The organism is Paenibacillus sp. AGC31 (assembly GCF_057334655.1).
Genome location: NZ_JBHFJH010000049.1, coordinates 178,252 through 204,038, shown reverse-complemented (window position 1 = coordinate 204,038; position 25,787 = coordinate 178,252). Strand labels below are relative to the sequence as shown.

Genomic DNA, 25,787 nt, shown 5'->3' with positions numbered 1-25,787 from the left:
CCAATTAGGCGCTGGAAGCGGCTTTTTCAAATGAAAAATTAAGATGGACTAACTAAGAAATGGATAGGGAATCAGGATTCCCGAATAGAAGCAGGTTTGTTATACAATTTGAATCGGACCCAAACCATATTAAGCAGTAGCAGTCCGCCAGATACGATAAACAGACCTTCGATCCCGATGAATCCTGCCATAAATCCTCCAATGATCGCTCCAAGCATGTTGCCCAGCGCCAGAGTACTCGTATTAAAACTGAATGCACGGCTGATCATGCTATCGGATGTATAGGAACGAATCAGGGCATTAACGCTCGGAAGCAAGCCACCCATGAACACACCCATCATGAAACGAACAAGAATGAGCTGCCACACGGTCTGAACAAATGCCTGCGGGATAAGCATGAGTCCTGTACCTATGAGGGAGAACGTCAGCACCTTGTGAGGACCAATCCGGTCACTCAGCTTCCCGAGAATCGGAGACATCGCCATATTGGATAGTCCCGTAACTGCACCGACAAGTCCTGCCCAGAAGGCCACATTTACATCCGAAGCATGCAATTTTTGTACATACAGCGGCAAGAGTGACATGGGGCTGATCATCGCAAACTGCAACAGAAACGTTACAGCAAACAGTGCGGGCAGTTGAGGTGACTTGTTCAATTCCTTCAGACCGGACAATACGGATTGTGCCGGCAATTTGGCTGCTTCTTGACGGTCGAACTTCTCTCTCACCAGGAACATGGCGAGCATGGAAGCAACAAAGATCAGTCCACCTGTAATGTAAAAAATGGGGCGGAAGCCTACCGCATCCGCTAACAAGCCACCAATGAGTGGACCCAGGATTGTGCCGGCAACCTGCCCGGACTGACTGATTCCCATGGCAAAACCCATGCGGTCTTTCGGTGTGGTACCTGATATCAACGCAACAGCTGCAGGATTGAAACCGGAGATGGTACCGTTAAGCAAACGCAATAAGAGAAGCTGCCAAGGATTCTGTGCCAGACCCATAAGGGCAATTACGATGGCCATCCCGAATCCCGAGCGCAGCAGCATTACTTTTCGGCCGTACTTGTCCGATAACTTGCCCCAGAGCGGTTGGAACAAAAATGAGGTGAGGAAATTGGCTGCAAAAATAAATCCCGCCCATATGCCAATTTCATGTTCGCCAACAACGCCCAGATCTCTTGCGAGATAAAGAGACAAAAATGGGGTAATCATGGTCATACCCGAATTGACCAAAAATTGTCCGAACCAAAGCACAATGAGGTTTACTTTCCACGTTTTCAAAGTGCTTTCACTTCCTTTCAAAGATATTTCTGTAATTCTCAAAAAAACACCATTCTTTCATTATAACATAATTGGCATATGAGGGATGGGTGTAAGGAATGTCATAGTATTGTCACGTAGAACGCATCTGCATGTGGTTGTTACGGCTGTTTAAAAAGGGCATAATGGTAATTATGAGTCCAAAAACTATTGGAGGCTTCTTACATGAGCTATAATGATCGACTGATTCGGGCAAGTTTCAAACAACAGGTAGACCGTGTCCCGGTATGGTACATGCGTCAAGCTGGACGTTACGATCCTGAATATCGCAAAATTAAAGAAAAGTACTCCTTGTTAGAGATCTGCAAACAACCCGAGCTGGCGGCTGAAGTTACACTCATGCCGGTACGCAAACTTGGTGTAGATGCGGCTATTTTGTATTCCGATATTATGAATCCGGTTGCCTCTCTGGGCATTGATTTTGACATTGTAAAAAATATTGGTCCAGTTATCGATAATCCTATTCGGTCCGCTGCAGATGTGGATCGGCTGCGTCCCATCGACGTAGAAGGAGATCTGTCACATATTCTGGAAACCATTCGAATTCTGGATAAGGAGCTTGATGTGCCTCTGATTACGTTTGCGGGCGCACCATTCACGATTGCCAGTTATCTGATTGAAGGCCGACCTTCGAAAGGTTATATCCGCACCAAAACGATGATGTACAGCGAGCCTGAGGTGTGGCACAAGCTGATGCAGAAGCTTGGTGATATGGTTATTACATATGTCCGTGCGCATATTGCGAATGGCGGTAAGGCATTCCAGTTGTTTGACAGCTGGGTTGGAGCACTTTCTCCCAAAGACTTCAGAACATATGTGTTGCCTACGATTACCCGTATCTTTACCGAATTATCGGATTTGAATGTACCGAAGATTTATTTCCCTGGTGTTGCATCCGGTGAGTTGTTGCCAACACTGCATAATCTGCAAGCCGATGTGATTGGACTCGACTGGAGAGTATCCATTTCGGAAGGGCGTCAACGGCTTGGCGGCAAATTTGCAGTACAGGGTAACCTGGACCCATATTTGCTGACTGCCCCGATGGAACTGATTAAAGAGCAAGCCAAAGTGATTATTGACGAAGGAATCAAGGAGCCGGGTTATATTTTCAACCTCGGACACGGATTATTTCCTGAAGCATCGCTAGAGAAGCTCAGAGAACTAACGGCGTATATTCATGAATATTCTGCCGAAGCAATGAAGACTGGGGTGACGGTAACCAATGACTAATACTGTAGGTGTACTGGTGATGTCGTATGGCACACCGGAAAATATGGAGAGTGTTGAAGCGTATTACACACATATCCGCAGAGGACGTCCGCCTGAACCGGAGCAATTGAAGGAACTGACGGACCGTTATGAAGCCATTGTTGGCGGTGTTTTCCCACTTCGTGAGAACACAGACAATCAGGTCAAGGCCCTTCAAGAGACATTAAACCGCGATGAGCGTGGCGCTGATGTGGAATTCCGTTGTTATCAAGGACTGAAGCATGCCTATCCGTTTATTGAGGATGGCGTGGAGCAGATGGCGAAGGATGGAATTCAGACAGCCATTGGTATTGTACTGGCTCCTCATTTTTCCACGATGAGTGTAGGCAGTTATATCAAACGTGCGCGTGAAAAAGCAGAAGAGCTGGGCGTTCATATGTCCTTTATTGAGAGTTATCATCTGCATCCGAAGTTAATTCAGGCGTTGTCCACACGTGTCAGTGCCAAGTTGGATGCGTTCGAAGAAGCTGGAGCAAAACGCGGAGATGTGAAGGTGTTGTTTAGTGCGCACAGTCTGCCGGCACGTATTGTGGAGATGGGTGATCCATACCCGCAACAATTGCTGGAGACTTCGGAAGTGATTGCCTCACGTGTAGGCATAACCAATTGGCAATTTACGTGGCAGAGTGCCGGACGAACAGCTGAGCCTTGGCTTGGACCGGATATTCTGGATACGTTACAGGAGCTTTCTCGTGAACAGGTAGAGGATGTACTTGTGGCACCAATCGGGTTTGTCTCGGATCATCTCGAAGTGCTCTATGATCTCGATATTGAGGCCAAATCGATTGCCAAAGAGATCGACATGCGCCTGATGCGTATTGACTCCCTCAATAGCGATCCTCTATACATGGAGACGTTAAGCGACGTTATTATAAGCCAATGGCAGCAAGGGTCGGATGAGTAATGGGTGATAAGAAACGCCGTGTTGTTGTTGTCGGCGGTGGCCTTACCGGCCTCAGCGCGGCATTTTATATCCGCAAGCATTACCGGGAAGCAGGCGTTGAACCCGTGATTACTTTGGTCGAGAAAAGCTCGTCCATGGGAGGTATGATTGAGACACTGCACCGGGATGGATTTGTGATTGAAAAAGGGCCGGATTCTTTCCTGGCTCGCAAAACAGCAATGATTGACCTGGCTAAAGAATTGGAGATCGATCATGAACTGGTCAGTCAGAATCCGGAGTCGAAGAAAACGTATATCATGCAGCGTGGCAAGCTTCATCCTATGCCAGCAGGACTTGTTCTCGGTATCCCGACGGAACTAAGACCATTCTTGAGAAGTGGTCTGGTCTCTCCGGCAGGCAAACTGCGGGCATTGATGGATTTTGTCATCCCGCCGCGTCGTACAACAGAGGATGAATCGCTCGGTTATATGATTGAACGCCGTCTTGGAGCTGAAGTGCTGGAGAACTTGACGGAACCCCTGCTCGCAGGAATCTATGCAGGTGATATGCGGCGATTGAGCCTCCAGGCTACCTTCCCGCAGTTCGGAGAAGTAGAGCGCGATTACGGCAGCTTGATCCGGGGCATGATGACGGGTCGCAAACCGGCTGAAACGCATACCGGAACAAAACGGAGCGCTTTTCTGAACTTTCGTCAGGGACTTCAGAGCCTTGTTCATGCACTCGTCCACGAGTTGCAGGATGTGGATCAACGTCTGAACACTGCGGTGAAGTCACTGCAACGCCTTGATGGAGCGCAGACCAGATACATTGTTGAACTTGGTAATGGCGAAATGCTTGAAGCCGATGATGTAGTGGTTACTGTGCCGGCATATGTCGCGTCGGAGCTGTTGAAGCCTCACGTGGATACAGCGGCACTGGATGCGATTAACTATGTGTCTGTAGCCAATGTAGTGCTCGCTTTTGAGAAAAAAGAGGTGGAGCATGTATTCGACGGGTCGGGTTTCCTCGTTCCGCGGAAAGAGGGCCGTAATATTACGGCTTGTACGTGGACATCGACGAAATGGCTGCATACGAGCCCGGATGATAAAGTACTGCTCCGCTGTTATGTTGGTCGCTCCGGTGACGAACAGAACGTAGAGCTTCCGGATGAAGCGCTGACGAATCTGGTTCTCAAGGATCTGAGAGAGACGATGGGTATTGAAGCAGTGCCGATCTTCTCCGAGATTACAAGGCTACGTAAATCCATGCCACAGTATCCGGTGGGACACCTCCAACATATTGCCGCCCTCCGTGAGGAGCTTGGCAGCAAATTACCGGGTGTGTACATTGCAGGTGCAGGTTATGAGGGCGTAGGTTTGCCTGATTGCATCAGACAAGCGAAGGAAATGTCTGTTCAGGCTACACAAGAGCTTGCAGCAGATTAAGTACAGCAAGAGAGCTGTCTCAAACGTAGAATTATCTACTGGAGAGATGGCTTTTTTTATGTGAAGATCTGGAAGCTAACTGAGTTCATACCCTTTCAATCGATACAGTTCCAACGAATGATGGAAATCCAGAATATGCCTGATATAATGGTATGTATGGCTGTGAAGAAGAAGAGGAGTTGCTTATGTATCCCCCAAGATCAGAGCGAAGTGTAAAGAAGAAAAAAGGTAGTAAACGCACCCGCAATACAATCACAATCATCTGGACAGTTAATATTGTATTGATCATTGCAATTGGTCTGGTGGGCATTTTTTATGTCATTGATACACGTCAGCAACAGGCAGACCAGCCGGTGAAACAAGAAATCGTCGATCAGGATCAGCCTTCCATTGGAGACGATGCCAAAGGCGGCGATCAAGTAACTTCTCCAGACTCGGAATCCGATGAGAATTCGGAAGAAGAACACGAAGCTACGGATGAAGAGACAACAGCGGATGCAGATAAGACATCTGGAGCAGCGACACCTGACACTTCAAGAAATACCAATAGTGAGAAAGCAGAATCCGGAACGAAAAAACCTGTGGCAGATTCGACACCTTCCGGCACCAAGGGAAATACAGGTGTGGATCAGGAATCAGGGACGTCGAAACCTTCCAATTCAGCGAAGAATGTCACGATTAACTTTGTTGGTGATATTCAATTTTCGGGCAAAGTTGCTGAGTTGCTGGATAAGAACGGTTATGACTATCCCTTTGCCAAACTCGGCAGATTATTCAAGGATGATGATCTTACCATCGGTAACCTGGAGACACCAATAACTCAGGGTGGTACCAGTGCAGCTGATAAAACCTATGTCTACAAATCATCGCCCAAAGCATTGGCGGCAATGGCTTCAGCCGGTTTTGATGCTGTCAATTTGGCTAACAATCATATTTTGGATCAGGGCGTAGAGGGCTTGGTGGATACGTTAACTTATCTTAAGGAATATGGCATAGCTCACACCGGGGCAGGTATGAACAGGGATGAGGCCTATGCACCAGCATATCTGGAACGCAAAGGCATGAAGATTGCATTGCTTGGGTTCTCCCGAGTTGTACCGGAAACGAGTTGGAAGGCTGAAGGCAATCGGGCTGGCGTGGCTGAAGCCTACGATTCCACAGGAGCAGTCAAAGCGATCCAGGAGGCCCGTAAGAAGGCTGATCTGGTGATCGTGGTTGCACATTGGGGAGAGGAACGTGTAAGTACTCCGAATAGTGACCAGACCCGATTGGCTCATGAGTTTGTAGATGCTGGCGCTGATCTGGTCATAGGTGGTCATCCTCATGTGTTGCAAGGGCTGGAGTACTATAAGGGGAAGTGGATTGCATACAGTACGGGCAATTTCATTTTCTCCAGATCCACAACCGAAGAGACATGGAAAACGGCGGTATTTCAGGCTCGCTGTAGTCAAGATGCAGCTTGCAGCATGAAAGTTATCCCTTATGAGGCCGGGCTAGGTCAGGCCATTCCAATGATTGATGAGGCGAACAAACTGCTGTTGGAACAGATGGCTAAGCTCTCCCCGGGTATTCGATATGATGGGAATGGGGTCGCTTCACCTAATTAAAAACCTTTTTGAGGAGGGAATCGAATGAACAACCTTTGTGTAGCGCACCGTGGATTTTCTTCTATTGCACCAGAGAATACGATGGCTGCATTCCTGATGGCCATGGAGCGGCCTGAAGTTCAGTGGATGGAGCTGGATGTGCAGTTGTCGCGTGATGGTGTACCAGTGGTCATTCATGATTTTACAGTGGATCGCACGACGAATGGGAAGGGTCTGGTTCGGGAAACCGATTGGGCTGATCTGCAACGTCTGGATGCCGGAGCATGGAAAAACAAGTCTTACAAAGGCGAACGGATTCCGGCGCTAAGTGAATTGTTAGATCGCTCGTGCGGCAGAGTACGTTTGAACATTGAACTGAAAACGCAGGGAGACATGTACCCGGGTCTGCCTGCGGCTGTTATACATGAAGTGAGAAAAAGACATATGCAAAATGATGTTGTGATTACTTCATTTGAACCAGCCGCTCTGATCGAAGTGAAGAAACTTGCACCGGAGATCCAGACGGGGCTGATTATCGATGCACGACCAGGCGATCTGTTAACCGCCCTGCGGAAGATGAATTGTACATTCCTCTCGATTGGATACACCAATGTAGATAAATCCTTAATGAACGAGATGCGGAGTGCAGGCATTCGGGTGATGGCTTGGACAGTGGATGACAAGACCATTATGAAGAAACTGGCGGCGGTTGATCCAGAACTCATGTTATGTACGAACCGTCCTGACGTATGGGAGCTGGCATTTCAGGAGACGAGCAGCCGATTTTTCAGACCCTAATTTTCCTATATGCACTAATGAATCCGATAAAGGTGGTAATATACCCATGTTGACTAACATTCGCAATGTATACTGTGTAGGACGCAATTATAAACTTCACGCGGAAGAATTGGGTAACGCGGTTCCGGATGAGCCAATGATCTTTATGAAACCTTCTCATGCAGTCGTGCCCCTGAATGGCGAAACGCTTGAATTGCCTGCTACCAAGGGTGAAGTTCACTATGAAGCTGAATTGGTCGTTCAAATCGGCCGGAATTTTGAGCCAGGTATGGCGGTAGATGAACTGGTGGATGCGTATGGGTTTGGTATTGATTTTACGTTACGTGATGTACAGACCGTGATTAAGAAAAAGGGCCACCCGTGGACGGCGGCCAAAGGGTTCAAAAATTCCGCTCCGGTTACTGCATTTCAGGCATTCCCGGGTGCGGCAGCATTACTGGAAAAAGACTTTACATTGACCAAAAATGGTGAGGAAGTCCAGCGTGGTAACATTCGTAATATGATCTTCAGTTTACAGGATATTGTGGATTATGTAGGTCACCATTACGGCCTGGGGCCGGGCGATGTCATTTTTACAGGAACACCTGAAGGTGTTGGACCAGCACAAGCAGGAGATGTGCTCGAACTGGCATGGGACGGCGAATCCTTGGGTGCCTGCAAGATTGGGGCAGCGCAATAAGGATTACACATCAACCTGCTTGAGATGAATAGGGTACAAGAAAGGGGCGTGCATACGCTCCTTTTTGCTGTGTTATCGTGGATATATGTTTATATCTTCATTGTACGGATACGCTACTAATTTACGCCAAGCTGTATGCTGTATTTGCGCTCTGTGTGACCAACTCTTCCAGTTCAGCTTGTTGTGCAGCATGTTGCTCCGAACTGATACTTCCACTTGCAAGCCGTTCATCCAACTGCTCTCTGAGCTGTCTTATTTGTATAGCAATGACCTCATCCAAATTCCCGTTATTTTCTTCCGTAATTGTCCTCAGTGATTTGCTGCTGTAAAGTTCCTGATAGAGATCCGCTTCTGAAGCCTGATTCAGAGCGCTGAGCAGCTCGTCGCTGTTTCCCTCACGAGTATCCAAGTCAACGATGGACCATTTAGCAGTAGGTATGGGAGAGATGGCAGAATGGCCCCAGGCTGTTCCAGCGAAGGACATAGTGACAATCATTGTGCCTATAATAATGACTCTTTTCATATTCATATGGATAATCCTCATTTCTGTAGTTGAGTACGAACTGAATCGTAGCTTGTCGTAGATGTATTTGTTCATGTTTCGATCTGAGAATAGTGTAAACGGGAAACCTGAAGTGAAACTTAAAACAGGATAAGTAATTTCAACCTAGCGGAGAATGGCTGCAAAAAGAAAAGATCATTAATATAATTCACACTTGACAGGTTGGGTTAGTTGGTTATATGATAATCTCAATTATTTTAATACTCATTAAATGAACAGTGAACTAATTTGAACTGAAAACTGCATTGAGCTGATTGGACCACCAAAGGCTCCCGGGACTACTCCTCTAAGGAATGTCCTCGGGGGCCTTTTTTCGTATCTTTATTGAAGCTTCAAACGAACAGGGAGGTTATGGAATGAGCGATAGAGACTGGGAAGCGTTGGAGCGGACGGATTGGTTATTTCGCAAAATGGTCAGACGATTCGTCAAAGAGCGGGATCGCATCTCTGTAGAAGGTATCAGCCTGCCAGGCATGCTTATCCTGCACAAAATCATTCGTGAGGGAGAACAGCGGCTTGGAGATCTGGCAGAACAGTTGGACTTTACATCGGGTGCCATTACAGCTCTGACCGATAAGTTGGAGAAAAAGGGACTCACCATCCGCAGACGAAAGGAAGACGACCGCCGGACGGTTTTACTGGATATCACATCAAGCGGGCGGGAGATGTATGCGAGAAACAGCAACATCGGTGCCCGATGTATCACGCTTCTGTTTGAGGGTTTTACGAGTGAGGAACTGGAGCAGCAAAGTCAATTCTACGAGCGGGTAGTAGCGAATCTGGAGGGGTTCTCGGACACGGTGCTGGAATTGGCGGAGAACAACGGGATACAAGAACATGATCGGTCCTCGACAAGTAACCTTGAGCAGAAGCAGCAGGACAGTACCGGGAAGAGTAACTATCTCAGTTATTGAGGTTGGGTCAAAGTAACGACATTTGATATACCACAAACATTCTAGGGGAGAGATGATCAATGGGACACTCAACGATATATCCAACTGGAGCAACGTTATACAATCCGGATAAGGCTTGGGGCGGTTATACCGTTTATCAGGCAGGTGAGGAAGGCGTAGTATTGATCGATATGAATGGCAAGGAGGTCCACCTGTGGAAAGGATTGTTAGGTTTTCCGGCCAAAATATTACCTGGCGGCTACGTGCTGGGCAGCACGGGTCGGAGAGATCCGAAGTTTGGTATTCAGGATAATGTCGATCTGGTTCAGGTGGATTGGGACGGCAACATTGTATGGAAATACAATAGCTACGAACACATCGAAGATCCGGGGTATGAGCCATTATGGTATGCCCGCCAGCATCATGATTATCAGCGTGAGGGGAATCCGGTAGGTTACTATGCACCTGGCCTTGCGCCAAAGACGAAGAGTGGTAAAACACTTATCCTGGCACACAAAAATGTGAGTAATCCTCAAATTTCAGGTAAGCCATTGCTTGATGATGCCATTATCGAAGTAGATTGGGAGGGGAACGTACTCTGGGAGTGGCTGCCTAACGAACATTTTGAAGAATTAGGTTTTGATGAAGCTGCTCGAAATGTCTTGTTCCGTGATCCGAATACACGTTCTTTCGGTCATCTGGGCGGTGGCGTGGGTGACTGGTTACATATTAATTCTGCCTCTTATGTCGGACCCAACCGTTTCTATGAAGAAGGAGACGAACGGTTCCACCCCGACAATATTATCTGGGATGCCAGAGAGGCCAACATAATCGCCATTACAGACAGACAGAGTGGAAAGATCGTGTGGAGATTAGGGCCAGACTATACTTCACCTGAAGTGAAACACATCGGCACAATTATCGGGCAGCATCATGCACATATCATTCCTCAGGGCCTTCCTGGAGAAGGGAACTTGCTCGTATTCGACAATGGCGGCTGGGCAGGTTATGGCCTCCCAAATCCGGCTTCTCCATTTGGATTGAAACATGCGATTCGGGATCACTCCCGTGTACTGGAGATTAACCCGGTCACCCTGGAGATTGTCTGGCAGTATACCTCGGCAGAAGCAGGTTTCTCGGTTCCAACGGATTCTTATAAATTTTATAGCCCATACATCAGTTCCGCCCAGCGTTTACCTAACGGCAACACCCTGATAACCGAGGGTTCCAATGGCCGATTGTTCGAAGTCACTGCGGAGCATGAGCTGGTCTGGGAATATGTCTCCCCGTACACGGATGGGCGGAATACCAATATGGTCTATCGCTCATATCGAGTTCCTTATCAGTGGGTTCCACAGTTGGAGAAGCCGCAGGAAGTTGCGATCGAAGCTATTGATGTCTCCACCTACAGGGTCCCGGGAGCAGCGCCCAAAGGTTCTGCATCCATCGTGAGCGTAGAGACAACTCTTCCATTTGTGGAGGGTGCAGCCTGTGTGGCAACGTCGGATGAAGGCAAGTCAGGCGGTTAAGCGTCAAGAATCATGACTAGATCGAATGGGGTGTATATTGTGAGAAAACCATCCATAATTACCGGCGTATTAATATTATTCCTGGCTACGGCACTCCTATTATCCGGATGCAGTTCAAACGCAGCAGGATCTGGAGCAAAAGACGCTACCGGCAAGAATACCGATAATGTAAAAATTCGAATTGCAGATACAAGTACGAACCCAACGTTCAGGGTAGCCATTGCCAAAGGTTTCTTTGAAAAACGGGGCATTGATGCAGAGAGTATTACGTTTGGCTCACCGGCTGAAGGTGTAAATGCACTATTTATCAAACAGGTAGATATTGCGTACGGGGCGGACTTCCCTGTATTAAATGCTTTGGCTAAAGGGGAATATTCAGTCGTCGCTTCCGCAGGTCAGACTACGGATGAAGCGGCAGCCGCCTGGAAGCTGTATGCAAGAGAGGATATTCAGAGTGGAGCGGATTTGAAGGGCAAGAAAGTGAGTTTCATTCGAGGCACATTTATTCCGTATCTATGGGATGAGTACTTGAAAGATCAGGGAGTGGCGCTGAGTGATGTGACGCAAATTGGTCAGGGGGCTTTTGATGAAGCCTACATCGCACTGAAACAGGGAGACCTTGATGCCGCTTGGGTTATAGGTTCCGCGTTAACCGATAAATTCGATGCACTCGAAGGAGTACATCAGCTGACGGATATGTCTCAGACCCCTATACGCCTTGGTATGGGACTGGTATCGAGTAATGAATTCATCCAGGCAAACCCTGAAAAGATAAGTGACTTCCTTGCGGCGCTGGATGAAGCATCCACGTATGCCCAAGCGCATCCTGAAGAGGTTGCTGATCTGATGTATCAAGAGACCAAACAGCCTAAAGATGCCACGTTGAAAGACCTTCCGATCAATCCATGGGAAGTTGGATTTACGCAGGCTGCTTATGATAGTTTGGCAGGTCAGAAGCAATATATGGTGGACACCGGAATCATCGAACAGGATTTTGATCTCGACACCAAACTCGACTTGACTTCTCTCCAACAGGCTCTGCCGGAAAAAGTGACATACAGTAAATAATTCTTATTGAAATGAAATGGGAGGTGTCCGTTATGTCCTTACCTGCAACTGAGCATACCATTCATATTGAACAGCTTCGGAAAACGTATCATGCCCCGACCAATGGGGATGTGCATTATATCATTAAGGATGTCGATCTGGTTATCAAGGGAGGAGAGTTCTTTGTCCTGCTTGGTCCCAGTGGTTGCGGGAAGTCAACGCTGCTGAACATGATCGCGGGTTTTATTTCCAAGTCGGGCGGACAGCTCAAGGTAGACAACAAGGAGATCGACAGACCGGGCAGGGATCGGGCGATGGTGTTCCAGCAGGCGGATTCTTCTCTCTTTCCATGGTTAACCGTGAGGGAGAATGTTGAATTCGGACTTCGAATGTCCAAGGTGCCTAAGACACAACGACGTGAGATCTCTGATCGATACATCCAGCTTGTGGGACTGAGTGCTCATGACGGGAAATTTCCGAAAGAGCTATCAGGTGGTATGAAGCAGCGTGTTCAATTGGCCCGCGTACTTGCGAATGACTCGGCGATCTTGCTGATGGATGAGCCATTCGGTGCGCTGGACGCCATGACGAGACGAACCATGCAGAAGGAACTGGTGAATATTTGGAAAGAAACACATAAAACCGTTATCTTTGTCACACACGATATTCAGGAGGCGTTATTGCTTGGTGAGCGCATAGGCATTATGTCTGTAGGTCCATCTTCGAATATCACGGATATTTACCACAACACGTTACCTTACCCGAGGAACATCGCCTCGTCTGAGTTCAACACCCTTTATGACCGAATTCAAGGCCATTTTGAAGAATAATTGAGGTGATATGTAAGATGAAATGGTTGGAGAAAAAATGGGTGTCTATCCCGCTTCTATGGGTAACGTTCATCTTCATCTGGCAGCTTGGTGCCCTTATCTATGGGCCTGACGTAATCCCTGGTCCGTGGCACACGATCCTAGGAGCACGCGAACTGATTGCTGACGGTACGCTGATGCAGTATATCGGAATCAGCTTCACTCGTGTACTGGCGGGCTGGGTACTCGGAAGTATCATTGCTATTCCGGTAGGGCTGATTATTGGCAAAGTTCATCTCATCCGGCTGTTCGCGGAACCGTTCCTTAACTTTATACGTTTTATCCCGCCGATCGCCTTTATTACCTTATTTCTGGTGTGGTTCGGAATTGGTGAGCAATCCAAGATCGCGCTCATTATGTACGCAACCTTTTTCATTGTTGTGTTGAATACACTGACAGGTGTACTCTCCGTTGAAGAAGACAAAATCCGGTCGGCCCGCAGTATGGGAGCCAATGAACGGCAGATTCTGCTGCATGTGATTGTTCCGGCGACAACCCCGTATATCTTCACGGGTGTGCGACTGGCGATGGGAACCTCGTATATGGCCATAATCGGTGCTGAGATGATTGCCTCGAATGAGGGAGTGGGTTACTTAATCTGGAACTCCAGACTCTTTTTCCGAACAGATTGGATCTTTGTCGGGCTGATTTCCCTGGGTTTTATGGGATTCCTGACGGATCGATTGTTCAACTGGTTTGGTCGCAGAGTACTCTACCGATATGGGGTCATTGGAGGAGCGAAGCGGGTCTGAAACAGAACCTGGGAACACCGAATTCCAGACGTAAGTTGAAAAGGGAAGTTATCTTGTTTTAACGTTTGATCAATAACCTGTTTTGGCACTTCTACACGAGGCCGAAACAGGTTTTTTGTGTGCTGGCGTAAGGAGTTTCGGCATTGACATCAAACCGTGGTATAATTGAATTTCAAAAATACAATAAACGTCATGCGGGCTGTATATACGCTGCATGCAGGAGACATTATGGATTGGATTATTGGCGCCGTATGCGCTTCTATGGTGGCAGGTGCTGCCTATGCGAAAAAGTCGCTAACCCTGTCTGGCTGCCTGGCAGCCATCATGATGGGAACGATATATTACGGAGCGGGTAACCTGTTCTGGTTTGGCACGTTATTGTTGTTTTTCATTACTTCAACGTTGCTCTCCAGGTTTCGTAAAGATCGGAAGCAGGAGCTGGAGAAATCCTATGCCAAGTCAGGAAATCGGGATGCCGGGCAAGTGATGGCTAATGGTGGGATGGGCATGTTTCTGTGTCTGGGATACTGGATATTTCCACATCCGGCATGGGTATATGCTTTCATTGGTGTAATGGCTACCGTTACATCGGATACATGGGCAACCGAAATTGGGAGTCTCAGTCGTAAGCCGCCGCGCTCTGTTCTCACGTGGAAGGTACTTACTCCAGGTGCCTCAGGAGGCGTTTCACTTCTCGGTACCTTTGCTGCAGCTGTAGGCGGGGCTCTGATTGGTGCGGGAGCATTTTTCTTTTCCTGGATCGCCGGGGTAGAAGGGCTTGGTCTGCTTAGTTGGATTTTTGTCGGCCTTGCAGGCGGATTGGCAGGGGCGTTTGCCGATTCCTATCTGGGCGCAACGGTGCAGATGATGTATCGTTGTACCGTGTGTGGTCGTGAAGTTGAGGTGCATGAACATTGCGGGCATCCAACGGTTCGGGCTCGTGGCTGGGCATGGATGAGTAACGACCTGGTGAACGTGCTTAGCTCGGTCATTGGCGGATGTGTGGCGATTGGATTGGGTAACATTTTGGCGTTGTAGGAGGGAGTAACATTTGAACACTGTACATGGAGACAAATCGGAGGCTATTTTGGATGCAGCCTATGGTATTTTTGGCTCGAAAGGTTTTTATGAGACAAAAATGTCTGATATTGCAGACGAAGCTGGCATCGCAAAAGGCACCATTTATTTATATTTCAAAAGCAAGGAACAATTATTTATCGCAGTATCCAAGCGGGACTGTAACAGTTTTATCAGCCGCCTTGAATATGCTTTGAATTCGCATGAGAACACAGGTGATAAACTTGGAGCAATAGCCAAGACCCACCTTACGTATTATTATGAGCGTCGCAATCATACCAAGCTCTTTTTTATGGCACCCAATAATGATCCGGATCTGATGCAATTTATGAAAGAATTTATGAATCAATACATGAGCATGGTGTGCGAGGTGCTGGAAAGTGCAAGTGTACCTGAGCCAGTCTTATTAGCCAAATCGTACATTGGGATTCTGGATCGTCTGAAGATGGATATTATGCTTAATCCAGAGTTCAACGAAGAAGATCTGAACAAAAGAATTGCCTTCTCAGCAGCATTATTTCTGGATGGGTGTCGGTCCTTTTTGAAAACGTAAGTGCTTGTGTGGGTACGAGTAATATTGAATTTTATTTTACAGAGAAGTGGGTACGCGCAATGAACATAATGACGGTAGAACAAATTGCAAAAAGTTATGGCGAGAAAATATTGTTCAAGGACGCTTCATTTGGTATGGCTGATCAGGACAAGATTGGTGTCGTTGGGGTAAATGGCACCGGGAAATCCACGTTTTTGCGTGTGATTTCTGGTATGGAACCTGCAGATGCGGGACAGATCTCCATCGGTAATGACGTACGCATTCAGTTTCTGGCGCAAAATCCGGACTTCAATCCGGATAATACCGTACTGCAGCAAGTATTCGAAGGTGACAGCATGGAAATGAAAACCGTGCGTGAATATACGGAAACGATGGAGTTATTGGAGCTCCAGTCATCTGATCCAGCGTTGCAAGAGCGACTATTACGTTTGAATCAGCAAATGGAGCAACTTCAACTCTGGCAGATGGAGAGTGAAGCGAAGAGCATTTTGTCCAAATTGGGTATTCGTCAATTCGATGCACTGATGGGCACATTGTCTGGTGGACAACGCAAAAGGGTAGCACTTGCTGCTGCGCTGATTCATCCTTGCGAACTGCTCATTCTGGATGAGCCGACGAACCATATTGATAATGATTCGGTCGTATGGCTCGAGCAGTATTTGCAGAAGCGCCGCGGCGCACTGCTTATGATTACGCATGATCGGTATTTCCTGGATCGTGTGGCGAATGTCATGCTCGAATTGGATCATGGTCGTTTGTTCCGCTATGAAGCCAACTATACACGTTTCCTGGAACTGAAGGCGGAGCGGGAAGAACGTGAAGCTTCTTCCGAACAGAAGCGCAAGAACTTGCTTCGGACAGAGCTCGCATGGATTCGTCGTGGTGCCAAGGCACGGACGACGAAACAAAAAGCGAGAATTGATCGCTTCGAACAACTCAAAGACCAACAAGGAGTCCAGCGCTCGGGTTCATTGGAAGTATCGGTTGGCTCCACTCGTTTGGGGAAAAAGATACTGGAGATCGAGCATCTTTCCAAATCCGTCGGTGGTCGCAAACTGATCGAAGATCTGAGTTATATTGCCGTACCTGGAGATCGGGTTGGGATTGTTGGACCGAATGGTAGTGGTAAGTCCACGTTGTTACAGATGATATCTGGCAAGCTGGAACCCGATGCAGGTGTGGTTGACGTTGGTCCTACGGTCAATCTGGGCTACTTTACACAGGAACATCAGGAGATGGACGAATCTCTTCGTGTCATTGAGTACATCAAGGAAGTGGCAGAGAATGTGAAAACAGCCGATGGCTCTCTGATAACAGCATCCCAGATGCTGGAGCGGTTCCTGTTTACCCCGGCATCCCAGTGGACGCCAATCTCACGTCTGTCTGGTGGAGAGAAGCGTCGCCTGTATCTGCTGCGTGTGCTGATGGCTGCGCCGAATGTATTGCTCCTGGATGAGCCGACGAATGATCTGGACATCCAGACACTCGCTGTACTGGAAGACTATCTGGACGATTTTCCGGGTGTAGTTTTTGTGGTATCCCATGATCGCTATTTCCTTGATCGTACTGTGGATAAAGTGCTGTCTTTTGAGGGCAATGGTGCTGTACGTGTACACGTCGGCGACTACAGTGAATATGCAGAATGGATGCTGAAAAATGCGCCTGGAGCTAATCAAGAGAGTGATACAGGAGCAGCGAAGGTGAAGCAGTCATCAGATAAAACGACGCCTGCTGTGTCAGCGGCTAAACCGAAGTTGAAATTCAGCTTCAAGGAGCAACGTGAATACGACCAGATTGATGAAAATATTGAGAAGGCTGAAGCCAATCTCGTCCGGATTAACAAAGAGATGGAAGAGTCATTTAGTGATTCTGCCCGTCTGCAGGAGTTGATGGCTGAGCAAGCTGAGGCTGAGCGCCATCTGGACGAATTGATGGAACGCTGGACCGTTCTGAATGAACTTGCAGAGCAGATTGAACAGAGCAAGTCTTGATTTATAACTAAACATCGCCCTTTCTTCTATAGTGACTTTATGTCGCATTGGAGAAAAGGGCGATTTTTTTGTCTGTGAATTTGCGCATTAAAGTGAAACGTTCTGTATGCTCATTACGTTTTATAAGTAAAGAATTCCATAGAAGGGAGAGAACACCACACTTATGTATAAGGAAATTAATCAACAGTTGGCAGTGCTCAAGGAAAAGGGGAGAATTTACGAGAAATGGACCAAACGTTTGGAGAAGCTTCAAACGGAGGAAACTGAATGGGAAGCAAAGGTAAAACGTCGTCTGGAGCATCTCCAGAAGGAGCAGAAGGACGTTGAGCGATTGAACAGCATGACATTGTCAGCATTTTTCTATCAACTGATTGGCAAAAAAACGGAACGTCTGGAGAAGGAAGAGCTCGAACTCATGGAGAGCAAGGCTGCATACGACACCGCTTGTCGCATGTTACAAGACGTACAGGAGCAACGAATCCATGTGGAGCAGGAGTTGGAGGGTCAACGGCAGTATCAGTACTGGAAAAGCGATTACAACGCTCTGTGGGGGAAGAAGGAAGGTCGACTGCTGGACCAGGATGCGGAATTGCAACAGATGGCTGAGAATCGGGAACATCTGGCGAGCGAGCTACAGGAACTGGATGAAGCTTTCCGGGAGGGAGAGTATCTGGTTGATGCCCTTGAACGTGCCGAGAAGGCCTTGTCTTCGGCAGGTAATTGGGGTGTATATGACATGATGGGCGGTGGGGTCATCTCCACGCATATCAAGCGAGGACGAATGGATGACGCTCAGGTCGCCATCATGGATGCAGGTAAGCGTCTACGACGTTTCCAGAAGGAACTGGAGGATGTAGAGATGGCTGTACACGCGGATCTGCATCTGGGAGGTCTGCTTTCATTCGCAGACTATTTCTTCGATAACCTCTTCGTGGACTGGATGGTTCAGGACAAAATTCGCAAAGCCGAACGTCAGGTGAAGGATGGACTAAGCGCGGTTAGGAAGACCATGCATGTGTTAAGAAATGAAATACATGACCATAAGGCAGAGTTAGAGATATTGGATCGTAAATATCATGCATATGTGGAACAGGCAGATTAAGAGATATGACAACAAAGGCCCCTTCCAAGCACACCGAATTGCTGTGCTTGGAAGGGGCCTTCTGCTTAGACGAACATGTGGATGTTATCCATGACAATTTCGTCGATCAATGATTCTGTTTTACTTGGTTGTAATGTAGGCTGCGAGCAATCGTGCCGTATTCAGTACAGCATCCTTATGCGTACGCTCCATGGAATGAGATGCGTGAACCCCCGGACCGATCAGTGCTGCTCGGATATTGTTTCCTCCGCGTAATGCTGCACTGCCATCTGAGCCATAGTGGGGATAAATGTCCACGACGTAATCCATCCCATCCTGTTTGGCCAGTTCAATGAGACGACTGGTCATATCGTAGTCATACGGGCCAGAAGAATCTTTGGCACATATGGAAACGTCAGTTTCTTTACAGCTCAGGTCATCGCCCATGGCTCCCATGTCTACAGCGATCATTTCACTGATTTCCGCAGGGATATACGATGCGCCATGTCCAACTTCTTCATAGTTCGAGATAAGCAGAGAGACGTTATGTAATGGTTTCCAGCCTTCACGATGTGCAGACTCAAGGATGCCAAAGAGGGCAGCTACGCTGGCTTTGTCGTCCAGATGACGTGATTTGATATAACCACTCGGCGTGATGACTGCGCGAGCATCAAAGGAGATGAAGTCGCCGACAGAGATCCCGAGTTTTAACACATCTTCCTTGGAGGAGACAACTTCATCGATTCGAACTTCCATATGGCTCTCAGTCCGTTCAAATGTGCGTGCATCCGGATAGACGTGGACAGACGGATGAAGGGAGAGAATGGTGCCTGTGTATGTCTTTCCATCCCGAGTATGGATGCTGCAATATTCGTTTTCGATACTTTGCATGGAAAATCCACCGACAGAGGTGAGTTTCAATGTGCCATAGGATGTAACCGAGCGTACCATGGCCCCTAGCGTATCCACATGGGCGCTTAAAGCGATTGTCTTGGACGAATCCTGTCCGGGCAATGTAAGCACCGCACCGCCCTTGTTATTCAGCTCACAGGCGATGCCCAGTGCTGCTGCTTCCTTCCAGATCATCTCGATAATATGATGTGTGTAACCACTTGGACTTGGTGTGTCCAGCAATTTTTTCAGAAAAGGCAGAACGTATGATTCATCAATTGTAAAACTCATTGTGTAATTTCCTCCTCGGATCGTGGGTATGGTGTGAAACAAAATACAGCCTGTCTGGGGGAGAGAATGTGATACTACCATTCCTGACTCGCCAGCAGGCTGTCTCTGATTGGTTACAGTGTTCCCGTAGGGTTTTCTTTGCGCTGACTCTGGATCGAATCCTTCTCCAATAGGCTATCGGATTTATTTGAGTCAAGCGAATCCATCGATTTGAAAGAATCCAATGTAGATTTGCTTGTCGTGGAACTTTCCAATTCAGATACACGCAATTTCAGTTGTTTATTTTCACGTTGCAGTCTGTATTGGCGATAGATGCCATATGACCCTACAATAATTCCACCGATCAGGGTACAGCCGAGAATGAGCAAGATCAGCGGGATTTGTACCGTGTTAAATAACAGGTTGACTTGTACGGAATCCACATTAATGACCGCAAAGATTCCCGTGAGCAGTGCAAAAACAAGACCTGCTATGAGTGCCCATTGCATTTTCATGGTGTTGCCTCCTTGTTGAACAATTGAGAACTAGATATGCATTACCCATATTCGGGTAGGTTGCATCTTGCAATGATGATAAAATCCCCTGCCCAAACGGGCAAGGGATGCAGGTCACATGGATAGACAACCTTATTTGGTTAGTTGCTCCATCTGTTCAATCAATTCCTTGAACACACTCATAGCTTCACGAATTGGCTGTGGTGTAGACATATCCACACCTGCTTTTTTCAAAATGTTGATGGAGTAATCACTGCCACCGCTCTTCAGGAAGCCAAGATAACGGTCAACAGCCGGTTGGCCTTCTTCCAGGATTTGCTTGGAAAAGCTTGTCGCTGCGGAGAAGCCTGTAGCATATTTGTAAACGTAGAAGCTGTTATAGAAGTGGGGAATACGAGCCCATTCCATTTCAATTTCTTTGTCGACAGCCATGCCTTTTCCGTGATATTTAACGTTCAGATCATAATAGATCTCGGATAACAATTGTGGTGTTAATGCGTCACCTTGTTCCGCACGTTCATGAATGATTTTCTCGAATTCAGCAAACATGGTCTGACGGAATACCGTTGTACGGAATTGGTCGGCATAATAGGTCAACAGATACAATTTTTCCTTTGGATCTGTTGATTTGTTAAGCAGATAATCCATCAGCAACGCTTCGTTGGTTGTGGATGCAACCTCAGCCAGGAAGATGGTGTACTGGGCATCACGATACGGAAGTGTTGTATCCGAGTAATGTGAATGCAGAGCGTGACCCATTTCATGTGCGAGTGTGAACATGCTGTTCAGGTTATCTTTGTGATTCAACAAGACATACGGGTGAGTGCCGTAAGCGCCCCAGGCATATGCGCCTGAACGTTTATTTTCATTCTCATATATATCGATCCAGCGGTTATCATATCCAGTCTGCAATGCGTCAGCATAATCCTTGCCGAGTGGTTTCAGACCGTCTTTGACCGTTTGTTTCGCTTCCTCATAGGTAATGTCCATTTTGTATTCGTCTACGAGTGGAGCGAACAGATCGTACATGTGCAATTGATCCACACCCAGCAACTTTTTGCGCAGGTCCATATAACGATGCAATAACGGAAGGCTCTCGTGAATGGTGTCTACCAGATTGGTATACACATCCGTTGGGATGTTATCTCCGTATAAGGACATTTCCATCACGGAAGGGTACTTCCGAACATTAGCATAGAACATATTTTTGGTGACATTTGCATTCAAGGCTGCAGCTATTGTGTTCTTCTGTTTGGCATAGGTTTCATATACCGCTTTGAAGGCGCGTTCGCGAACTTCACGATTAGGATTCTCCAGGAACTGAATGTAGCTACCGTGTGTCAGCTCAACTTCGTTACCATGTTCATCCTTAATTCGGGGGAACTTGAGATCAGCATTATTCAGCATGCTAAAGATTGTCTGTGGTGCTTGTGAAAGGTTGCCTACCTGTGCAAGCAAAGCCTCTTCTGCTTGGCTAAGAACGTGGGCTTTTTCGCGTTTCATCTCTTCCAGCGTAAATGTATAAGCAGAGAGTTTTTCGTTCGCAATAAATGCATCCAACTGGTCATCTGGCAGGGAAAGAATCTCCGGTGTGACAAAAGAAAGTGCTTCACCAACCCGTACGCCTAATTTCTGGGCTTTTTGGGACAGGTTTTGATATGTAGGATTTGCTGTGTCTTCATCTTGATGCATACGTGCGTACACAAAGAGGCGTTCTATTTTGAGGCTGATCTCATCTTCAAATTCGAAGCAAGATTTGAGTACATCAGGTTGATTCAGTTTGCCTTGGAATTCGGAGGCCTTCTTGGTCAAAGACGATACTTCTTCATATTCCTGATCCCAGGCTTTCTGATCGGCAAATAAATCTTCCAGTTTCCAGCTATGTTCAGCCGGTACCTCGGAACGTTTCAATAATTGACTCATGGAAATCCTCCTTTGATGATCTGATGAATGTATGGACGAAGCTGCCTTCGTCGCACTCGCGTGTGCGGAGAGAGACGAAGGAATCAGACTAAGTACCAGGATAACAGATAGCGATTTCTGGTATTTCAACGGCCTTCCTCCTTACGATACGAATAATCTCGTATAGTATGACCTTAGGCACGTTGAAATATTTGAATATCTGGGTCCCCGTTATTAGGTTCCCATGTTATACAGAAAATAAACGATCAGGAAAAAGGCAAAACAAATGAGAAGTGTAGCAATAAGCGCCATTCCCCGTCTCAGTCGATCCGGGATGGAATTCCGTCCCAGAATAAGCACAATACCAAGGGAGAAGGCAAGGATAATAAAGATGACGACATTGCTTGAGTCAAGCTGCATGGGTTAGACCCCTTTGAAGGCAGCCATCAATTGACGCCATTCATCCTCACGGTTCTCAAAATCTGCTTTTGGGAAACGGCGTTCAGCCCAGTGCATTAATGCAGGACGGCTAAGGAAAGTATGGCATTCTTCGCCCCACTCTTCCGAAATTTCTCGCAGTACGAGATATTTGCCTTGAACTTCTACGGTCATCATATTCCACTTGTCTGTTTTGTATATTTCATGTTTTTTTATCATAGGTAGTCTCCAAACTAACGGTTTTGGTAAAATGATACCGTACCCTACGATTCAAAGCAAATTTTTTCGACATTTATGGAAAGATAAATTGCAAAATGGAAGCCCATACAGTATAATAAGGGTATTCGCCATAGATGGCGATATTTTTAGGAGGTTTTTCATTTGAAAGGTACAGTTAAATGGTTTAACGCAGAAAAAGGCTATGGCTTTATTTCAGTTGAAGGCGGCGAGGACGTATTCGTACATTTCTCCGCAATCCAAGGAGACGGCTTCAAAACATTGGAAGAAGGTCAAGCGGTAGAATTCGAAATTACTGATGGAAACCGTGGTCCTCAAGCAGCTAACGTAAACAAACTGTAAGAATTTTTCCGGTCAACGGACTTCTTATATATGATAAATTTATAGCTGAATATTAGAACCTAAGCACAGTCCCCCATGGGAGGCTGTGCTTTTTTTGATTCTAAAATTTCCAGTGTAAATATCGGTTGAATATGGAGTATGTTTCCCTGTGGTTTCAGGATACACGATTGGTCATGCTGGACCATAACTTCAATCCGAAACCGATCAATGCAGCCAGGGAGAAAGCCATAGCGGTGAGATAGAAGGTTTGTCTGCCTGCATGTTCCAGCAGCAGTCCGCCCAACGTTCCACTAAGAAGTCCCGAAGCACTGGACCAGACAATGGTGAACAAAGCCATACCCGTTGCTCTGTAGCCGTCCGGAACTAGGCGAATGATGTAGCGGACCGCCGTAACGTAGAAAATACCAAAGGTAACACTATGCATCGTCTGAATGGCAACGACAGCTGCAGGTGTATCGGATATGGACATAAGAAGCAAACGAACTGTATACATCAGTGCAGCAAAAGCGATTAGTGGCAGTTCCTTATAACGGTTTCCATACTTGCTAAGCAGCAGGAAAATGGGAATTTCACTTACGGAAGAGATCAGCAAAGACCAGCCGATCAGCCCCTCGCTGGCACCCAGATCTTTTAGCGTGATGGTAAGAAATGCTTCGTTCATGCGATGTCCCATGGCAAGCAAAAATACACAGCCAAAAAAGGTGAGCACATCTCTGCGTTTCAGAATAGCCCATAACCCCGATAGATCCATTTTGCTACTATTCCCTGAAGGTTGATCCTTCAATTGAAAACTGATCAATAATGTAGTGGCAGCAAGACCGACGCAAAGCCATATCGTCCATCCTGGACCGAAAGATCCAAGGAAATACCCGATACTTAATGCAAAGAAGGCATAACCGATCGATCCGAAGACTCGAATGGAAGTGAAATTTCGGCCGTACTTGCTGGCCGTTGTAATAGCCATCGTATCGGAGAGTGGATAGACCGGATAATAGAAAAAGTAAAACAAAGTCACGAGTACAAATACCTGACCGAAAGTTGTCGCGTTGGCAAGCATGATCCCTGTGATCAATTGACCACCAAGCAGAATGATCATTACTTTGCGTACCGTTTGGTAGCGGTCGCTGGCCATGCTCCAGAACATATTGGAGAACACAGAGATGAGGGGGCCAATTCCGTAGAGATATCCAATCTCAGCCCGACTGAAGCCCAGATGACTGAAGTAAAGCTGGAAGTAGGATACCACCAGAACGGTGGAACCAAAGATGGTGAACATGAGAGCCCGCAGCCAGTTCTGATCCGGGCGGGCGTTGTGACTTAATTTCATGATGAGAGACTCCAATCTTGATAACAATTCAATGATTTTATTACCCTTTCAGGGATGTTGATTTACGGGCTTTCGGCACAGACATCGTAGGTTCTTGCTTCGTGCGCCGGATGACAAGCCAGACAATGACAAGTTCGGCGAGCAGGCCAAGGGATTGGGCAATAGCTCCAATCATGCCGTTCCACGCAGGGAAAATACTAACCAGTATAAGCAGCACAATTACCGTGCAGATTGCATTCGCCGTTTGCGAACGAAACATCGTTTTTGTCTGACCGCGAAGCAGAATGAGGCCATTGCTGAAATCCAGAAAAGGGAAGATCAGCGGAAATAAGACAAACGCACGCAGTGTCCACAGACTTTGTTCCAACAGTTCGCCCTGAACGCTCATGACATTTTCAAGTACCCATGGTCCCAAGGGGGTATAGGCAATCGACACCATCATCGCAAACGGAATAAATCCGGTGACAAGTGCGAATTTTCGTACCAGTTTGGCATCCACAAGGTAGAAATTCAGCACGATCTGATGGATGTATGTAAAGAAGCTTAGCATCAACTGCATCAGACTGCTTGCTATGGCAAAGGATGAAATGGCTAGTGCGATCCCGGTCGTTTTGCCAAGTACGATGTTAATAACCGGTCCTATGAACAGCGCTACAAAGCTGGATAACAGCAGTGGCTTATAAAAGCGAAATACGTCTCCCTTGCTCTCGACGGGATGATCCTCAAGCTTGGCTGGCATCTTGCGCTTGATGCTGTTTCCCTCCAGAAAGCTGACGAGCGCTTCAATCATCATGCCAGCAGCAAAAATGATAGCGCCTACACGTCCACTGTCAATGCTGTCTGTGTATATGAAATAGAGGGATAGGCCGTACATGCCGGCTAAACGGAATACCATGCCGATGGTTAACCACTTGGTGCGGTTATTCGTAATGATGATCCCCTGATAGATGTTGCGGATCACTGAAAAGATACTCACATACATGAGAATTTCATATACGTCGATGACTTTGGTCAGCAGATCCGGACTTACACCAAACAAGTATTTGAACACCCCGGTACCAACGGGAGAGTATACGATGAGAAACCCAATGAGAAGCACACAGGCAAGAAATATTTTGGTCACAAACGTGAGGGCCTGAAAGGAAAGGCGATCGCGAACCAGTGCGGAACAGGTTTGCCGCAGCAGGGTGGAGGGGCGTTCCGTGAGGGTTAACAAGCTACCGGCGATGGCATAGCTGGCAATAACCGTCTCGGGATGAGCGGAACGTGCTAATGTGCTGTTTATGATGACGTGAGAAATGGTGACGAGAGAGGCGGAAATGCCAAGTGGCACAAAAAAAGAAAATAACCGTCTCCACGAAAGTGATTCACTTGACGACATGTCAACGACTCCTTTGATGGATGAAATATGGATAGTATATCACAAAGCTTTGAACGCCGATGCGATTTTTTATGCGGAATATGCGGCAGATCATTTGTACAATTAAGGGGATCATATTATAATAGGAATGGTTAAAAATCGCTCTAAT

At 47.1% G+C, this 25,787-nt stretch carries 25 protein-coding genes; 16 read left to right on the top strand and 9 right to left on the bottom strand.

All coding sequences use genetic code 11. From position 1 onward, the window contains the following. Positions 1 to 71 precede the first annotated feature (71 nt). Complete coding sequence (locus ACE04G_RS29465; RefSeq protein ID WP_036670103.1) at positions 72 to 1,283, bottom strand: MFS transporter; 1,212 nt, start codon at positions 1,281 to 1,283, stop codon at positions 72 to 74. 204 nt (positions 1,284 to 1,487) lie between these two features. On the opposite strand from ACE04G_RS29465, the gene hemE reads away from it, so the two are divergent. From hemE to ACE04G_RS29435, 6 genes are all read left to right on the top strand, one after another. Then, positions 1,488 to 2,552 (top strand): uroporphyrinogen decarboxylase, encoded by a 1,065-nt coding sequence (gene hemE, locus ACE04G_RS29460; RefSeq protein WP_221823322.1) that lies wholly within the window; start codon positions 1,488 to 1,490, stop codon positions 2,550 to 2,552. Continuing rightward, the gene (hemH, locus tag ACE04G_RS29455; protein ID WP_221823324.1) at positions 2,545 to 3,495 is read left to right on the top strand and encodes a ferrochelatase; all 951 of its coding nucleotides are present in this window, start codon (positions 2,545 to 2,547) and stop codon (positions 3,493 to 3,495) included. Before hemE ends, hemH begins: the two co-directional genes overlap by 8 nt. Then, positions 3,495 to 4,919: a protoporphyrinogen oxidase gene (hemY, locus tag ACE04G_RS29450; RefSeq protein ID WP_405131957.1), complete on the top strand. Its 1,425-nt coding sequence runs from the start codon at positions 3,495 to 3,497 to the stop codon at positions 4,917 to 4,919. Before hemH ends, hemY begins: the two co-directional genes overlap by 1 nt. Positions 4,920 to 5,104: 185 nt before the next feature. Beyond that, positions 5,105 to 6,526: a CapA family protein gene (locus ACE04G_RS29445; RefSeq protein ID WP_405131958.1), complete on the top strand. Its 1,422-nt coding sequence runs from the start codon at positions 5,105 to 5,107 to the stop codon at positions 6,524 to 6,526. A gap of 24 nt (positions 6,527 to 6,550) precedes the next feature. Beyond that, a complete protein-coding gene (locus ACE04G_RS29440; protein WP_449003912.1) occupies positions 6,551 to 7,303 on the top strand; it encodes a glycerophosphodiester phosphodiesterase in 753 nt (250 codons plus the stop codon). Positions 7,304 to 7,349: 46 nt separating this feature from the next. After that, positions 7,350 to 7,982 carry a fumarylacetoacetate hydrolase family protein gene (locus ACE04G_RS29435; RefSeq protein ID WP_449003911.1) on the top strand — a complete coding sequence of 211 codons (633 nt, stop codon included), beginning with the start codon at positions 7,350 to 7,352 and terminating at the stop codon, positions 7,980 to 7,982. 121 nt (positions 7,983 to 8,103) lie between these two features. Here the strand turns inward: ACE04G_RS29435 and ACE04G_RS29430 are convergent, their stop codons facing one another. Further along, positions 8,104 to 8,511 (bottom strand): hypothetical protein, encoded by a 408-nt coding sequence (locus ACE04G_RS29430; RefSeq protein ID WP_449003910.1) that lies wholly within the window; start codon positions 8,509 to 8,511, stop codon positions 8,104 to 8,106. A gap of 389 nt (positions 8,512 to 8,900) precedes the next feature. Between ACE04G_RS29430 and ACE04G_RS29425 the strand changes: the two genes are divergently transcribed. The 9 genes from ACE04G_RS29425 (at position 8,901) to ACE04G_RS29385 (ending at position 18,357) form a co-directional block, all read left to right on the top strand. Then, positions 8,901 to 9,458 (top strand): MarR family winged helix-turn-helix transcriptional regulator, encoded by a 558-nt coding sequence (locus ACE04G_RS29425; protein WP_449003909.1) that lies wholly within the window; start codon positions 8,901 to 8,903, stop codon positions 9,456 to 9,458. Positions 9,459 to 9,517: 59 nt separating this feature from the next. After that, positions 9,518 to 10,966 carry an aryl-sulfate sulfotransferase gene (locus tag ACE04G_RS29420; RefSeq protein ID WP_449003908.1) on the top strand — a complete coding sequence of 483 codons (1,449 nt, stop codon included), beginning with the start codon at positions 9,518 to 9,520 and terminating at the stop codon, positions 10,964 to 10,966. A gap of 39 nt (positions 10,967 to 11,005) precedes the next feature. After that, a complete protein-coding gene (locus ACE04G_RS29415; protein ID WP_486095376.1) occupies positions 11,006 to 12,034 on the top strand; it encodes an ABC transporter substrate-binding protein in 1,029 nt (342 codons plus the stop codon). A gap of 32 nt (positions 12,035 to 12,066) precedes the next feature. Continuing rightward, the gene (locus ACE04G_RS29410; protein ID WP_449003906.1) at positions 12,067 to 12,843 is read left to right on the top strand and encodes an ABC transporter ATP-binding protein; all 777 of its coding nucleotides are present in this window, start codon (positions 12,067 to 12,069) and stop codon (positions 12,841 to 12,843) included. 17 nt (positions 12,844 to 12,860) lie between these two features. Then, positions 12,861 to 13,634: an ABC transporter permease gene (locus ACE04G_RS29405; protein ID WP_449003905.1), complete on the top strand. Its 774-nt coding sequence runs from the start codon at positions 12,861 to 12,863 to the stop codon at positions 13,632 to 13,634. A gap of 228 nt (positions 13,635 to 13,862) precedes the next feature. Further along, positions 13,863 to 14,672 (top strand): DUF92 domain-containing protein, encoded by an 810-nt coding sequence (locus ACE04G_RS29400; RefSeq protein ID WP_237176072.1) that lies wholly within the window; start codon positions 13,863 to 13,865, stop codon positions 14,670 to 14,672. Between the two features lie 13 nt (positions 14,673 to 14,685). Further along, positions 14,686 to 15,264, top strand: coding sequence for a TetR/AcrR family transcriptional regulator (locus ACE04G_RS29395; protein WP_449003904.1), 579 nt, complete (start codon positions 14,686 to 14,688; stop codon positions 15,262 to 15,264). Positions 15,265 to 15,323: 59 nt separating this feature from the next. Then, on the top strand, positions 15,324 to 17,255 hold the full coding sequence (locus tag ACE04G_RS29390; protein WP_449003903.1) for an ABC-F family ATP-binding cassette domain-containing protein: 1,932 nt from the start codon (positions 15,324 to 15,326) through the stop codon (positions 17,253 to 17,255). Positions 17,256 to 17,418: 163 nt separating this feature from the next. Further along, positions 17,419 to 18,357 (top strand): hypothetical protein, encoded by a 939-nt coding sequence (locus ACE04G_RS29385; protein ID WP_221823346.1) that lies wholly within the window; start codon positions 17,419 to 17,421, stop codon positions 18,355 to 18,357. Between the two features lie 120 nt (positions 18,358 to 18,477). On the opposite strand, the gene ACE04G_RS29380 is transcribed toward ACE04G_RS29385, so the two are convergent. The 5 genes from ACE04G_RS29380 to ACE04G_RS29360 all read right to left on the bottom strand — a co-directional run bounded on the left by ACE04G_RS29380 (position 18,478) and on the right by ACE04G_RS29360 (position 22,571). Beyond that, the gene (locus ACE04G_RS29380) at positions 18,478 to 19,518 is read right to left on the bottom strand and encodes a M42 family metallopeptidase (protein WP_449003902.1); all 1,041 of its coding nucleotides are present in this window, start codon (positions 19,516 to 19,518) and stop codon (positions 18,478 to 18,480) included. A 113-nt stretch (positions 19,519 to 19,631) separates the two neighbouring features. Continuing rightward, positions 19,632 to 20,012 (bottom strand): LapA family protein, encoded by a 381-nt coding sequence (locus ACE04G_RS29375; protein WP_449003901.1) that lies wholly within the window; start codon positions 20,010 to 20,012, stop codon positions 19,632 to 19,634. 132 nt (positions 20,013 to 20,144) lie between these two features. Beyond that, positions 20,145 to 21,935, bottom strand: coding sequence for an oligoendopeptidase F (gene pepF, locus ACE04G_RS29370; RefSeq protein ID WP_221823351.1), 1,791 nt, complete (start codon positions 21,933 to 21,935; stop codon positions 20,145 to 20,147). Between the two features lie 213 nt (positions 21,936 to 22,148). Further along, on the bottom strand, positions 22,149 to 22,334 hold the full coding sequence (locus ACE04G_RS29365) for a hypothetical protein (protein ID WP_047842378.1): 186 nt from the start codon (positions 22,332 to 22,334) through the stop codon (positions 22,149 to 22,151). 3 nt (positions 22,335 to 22,337) lie between these two features. Then, positions 22,338 to 22,571: a hypothetical protein gene (locus tag ACE04G_RS29360; RefSeq protein ID WP_017689395.1), complete on the bottom strand. Its 234-nt coding sequence runs from the start codon at positions 22,569 to 22,571 to the stop codon at positions 22,338 to 22,340. Between the two features lie 162 nt (positions 22,572 to 22,733). Here ACE04G_RS29360 and ACE04G_RS29355 point away from each other — a divergent pair, with 162 nt between their 5' ends. Then, on the top strand, positions 22,734 to 22,931 hold the full coding sequence (locus ACE04G_RS29355) for a cold shock domain-containing protein (protein WP_017689394.1): 198 nt from the start codon (positions 22,734 to 22,736) through the stop codon (positions 22,929 to 22,931). 154 nt (positions 22,932 to 23,085) lie between these two features. Here the strand turns inward: ACE04G_RS29355 and ACE04G_RS29350 are convergent, their stop codons facing one another. Then, a complete protein-coding gene (locus tag ACE04G_RS29350) occupies positions 23,086 to 24,258 on the bottom strand; it encodes an MFS transporter (protein ID WP_221823353.1) in 1,173 nt (390 codons plus the stop codon). A gap of 40 nt (positions 24,259 to 24,298) precedes the next feature. Beyond that, the gene (locus ACE04G_RS29345) at positions 24,299 to 25,639 is read right to left on the bottom strand and encodes a polysaccharide biosynthesis protein (RefSeq protein WP_221823355.1); all 1,341 of its coding nucleotides are present in this window, start codon (positions 25,637 to 25,639) and stop codon (positions 24,299 to 24,301) included. Between the last annotated feature and the right edge of the window lie 148 nt (positions 25,640 to 25,787).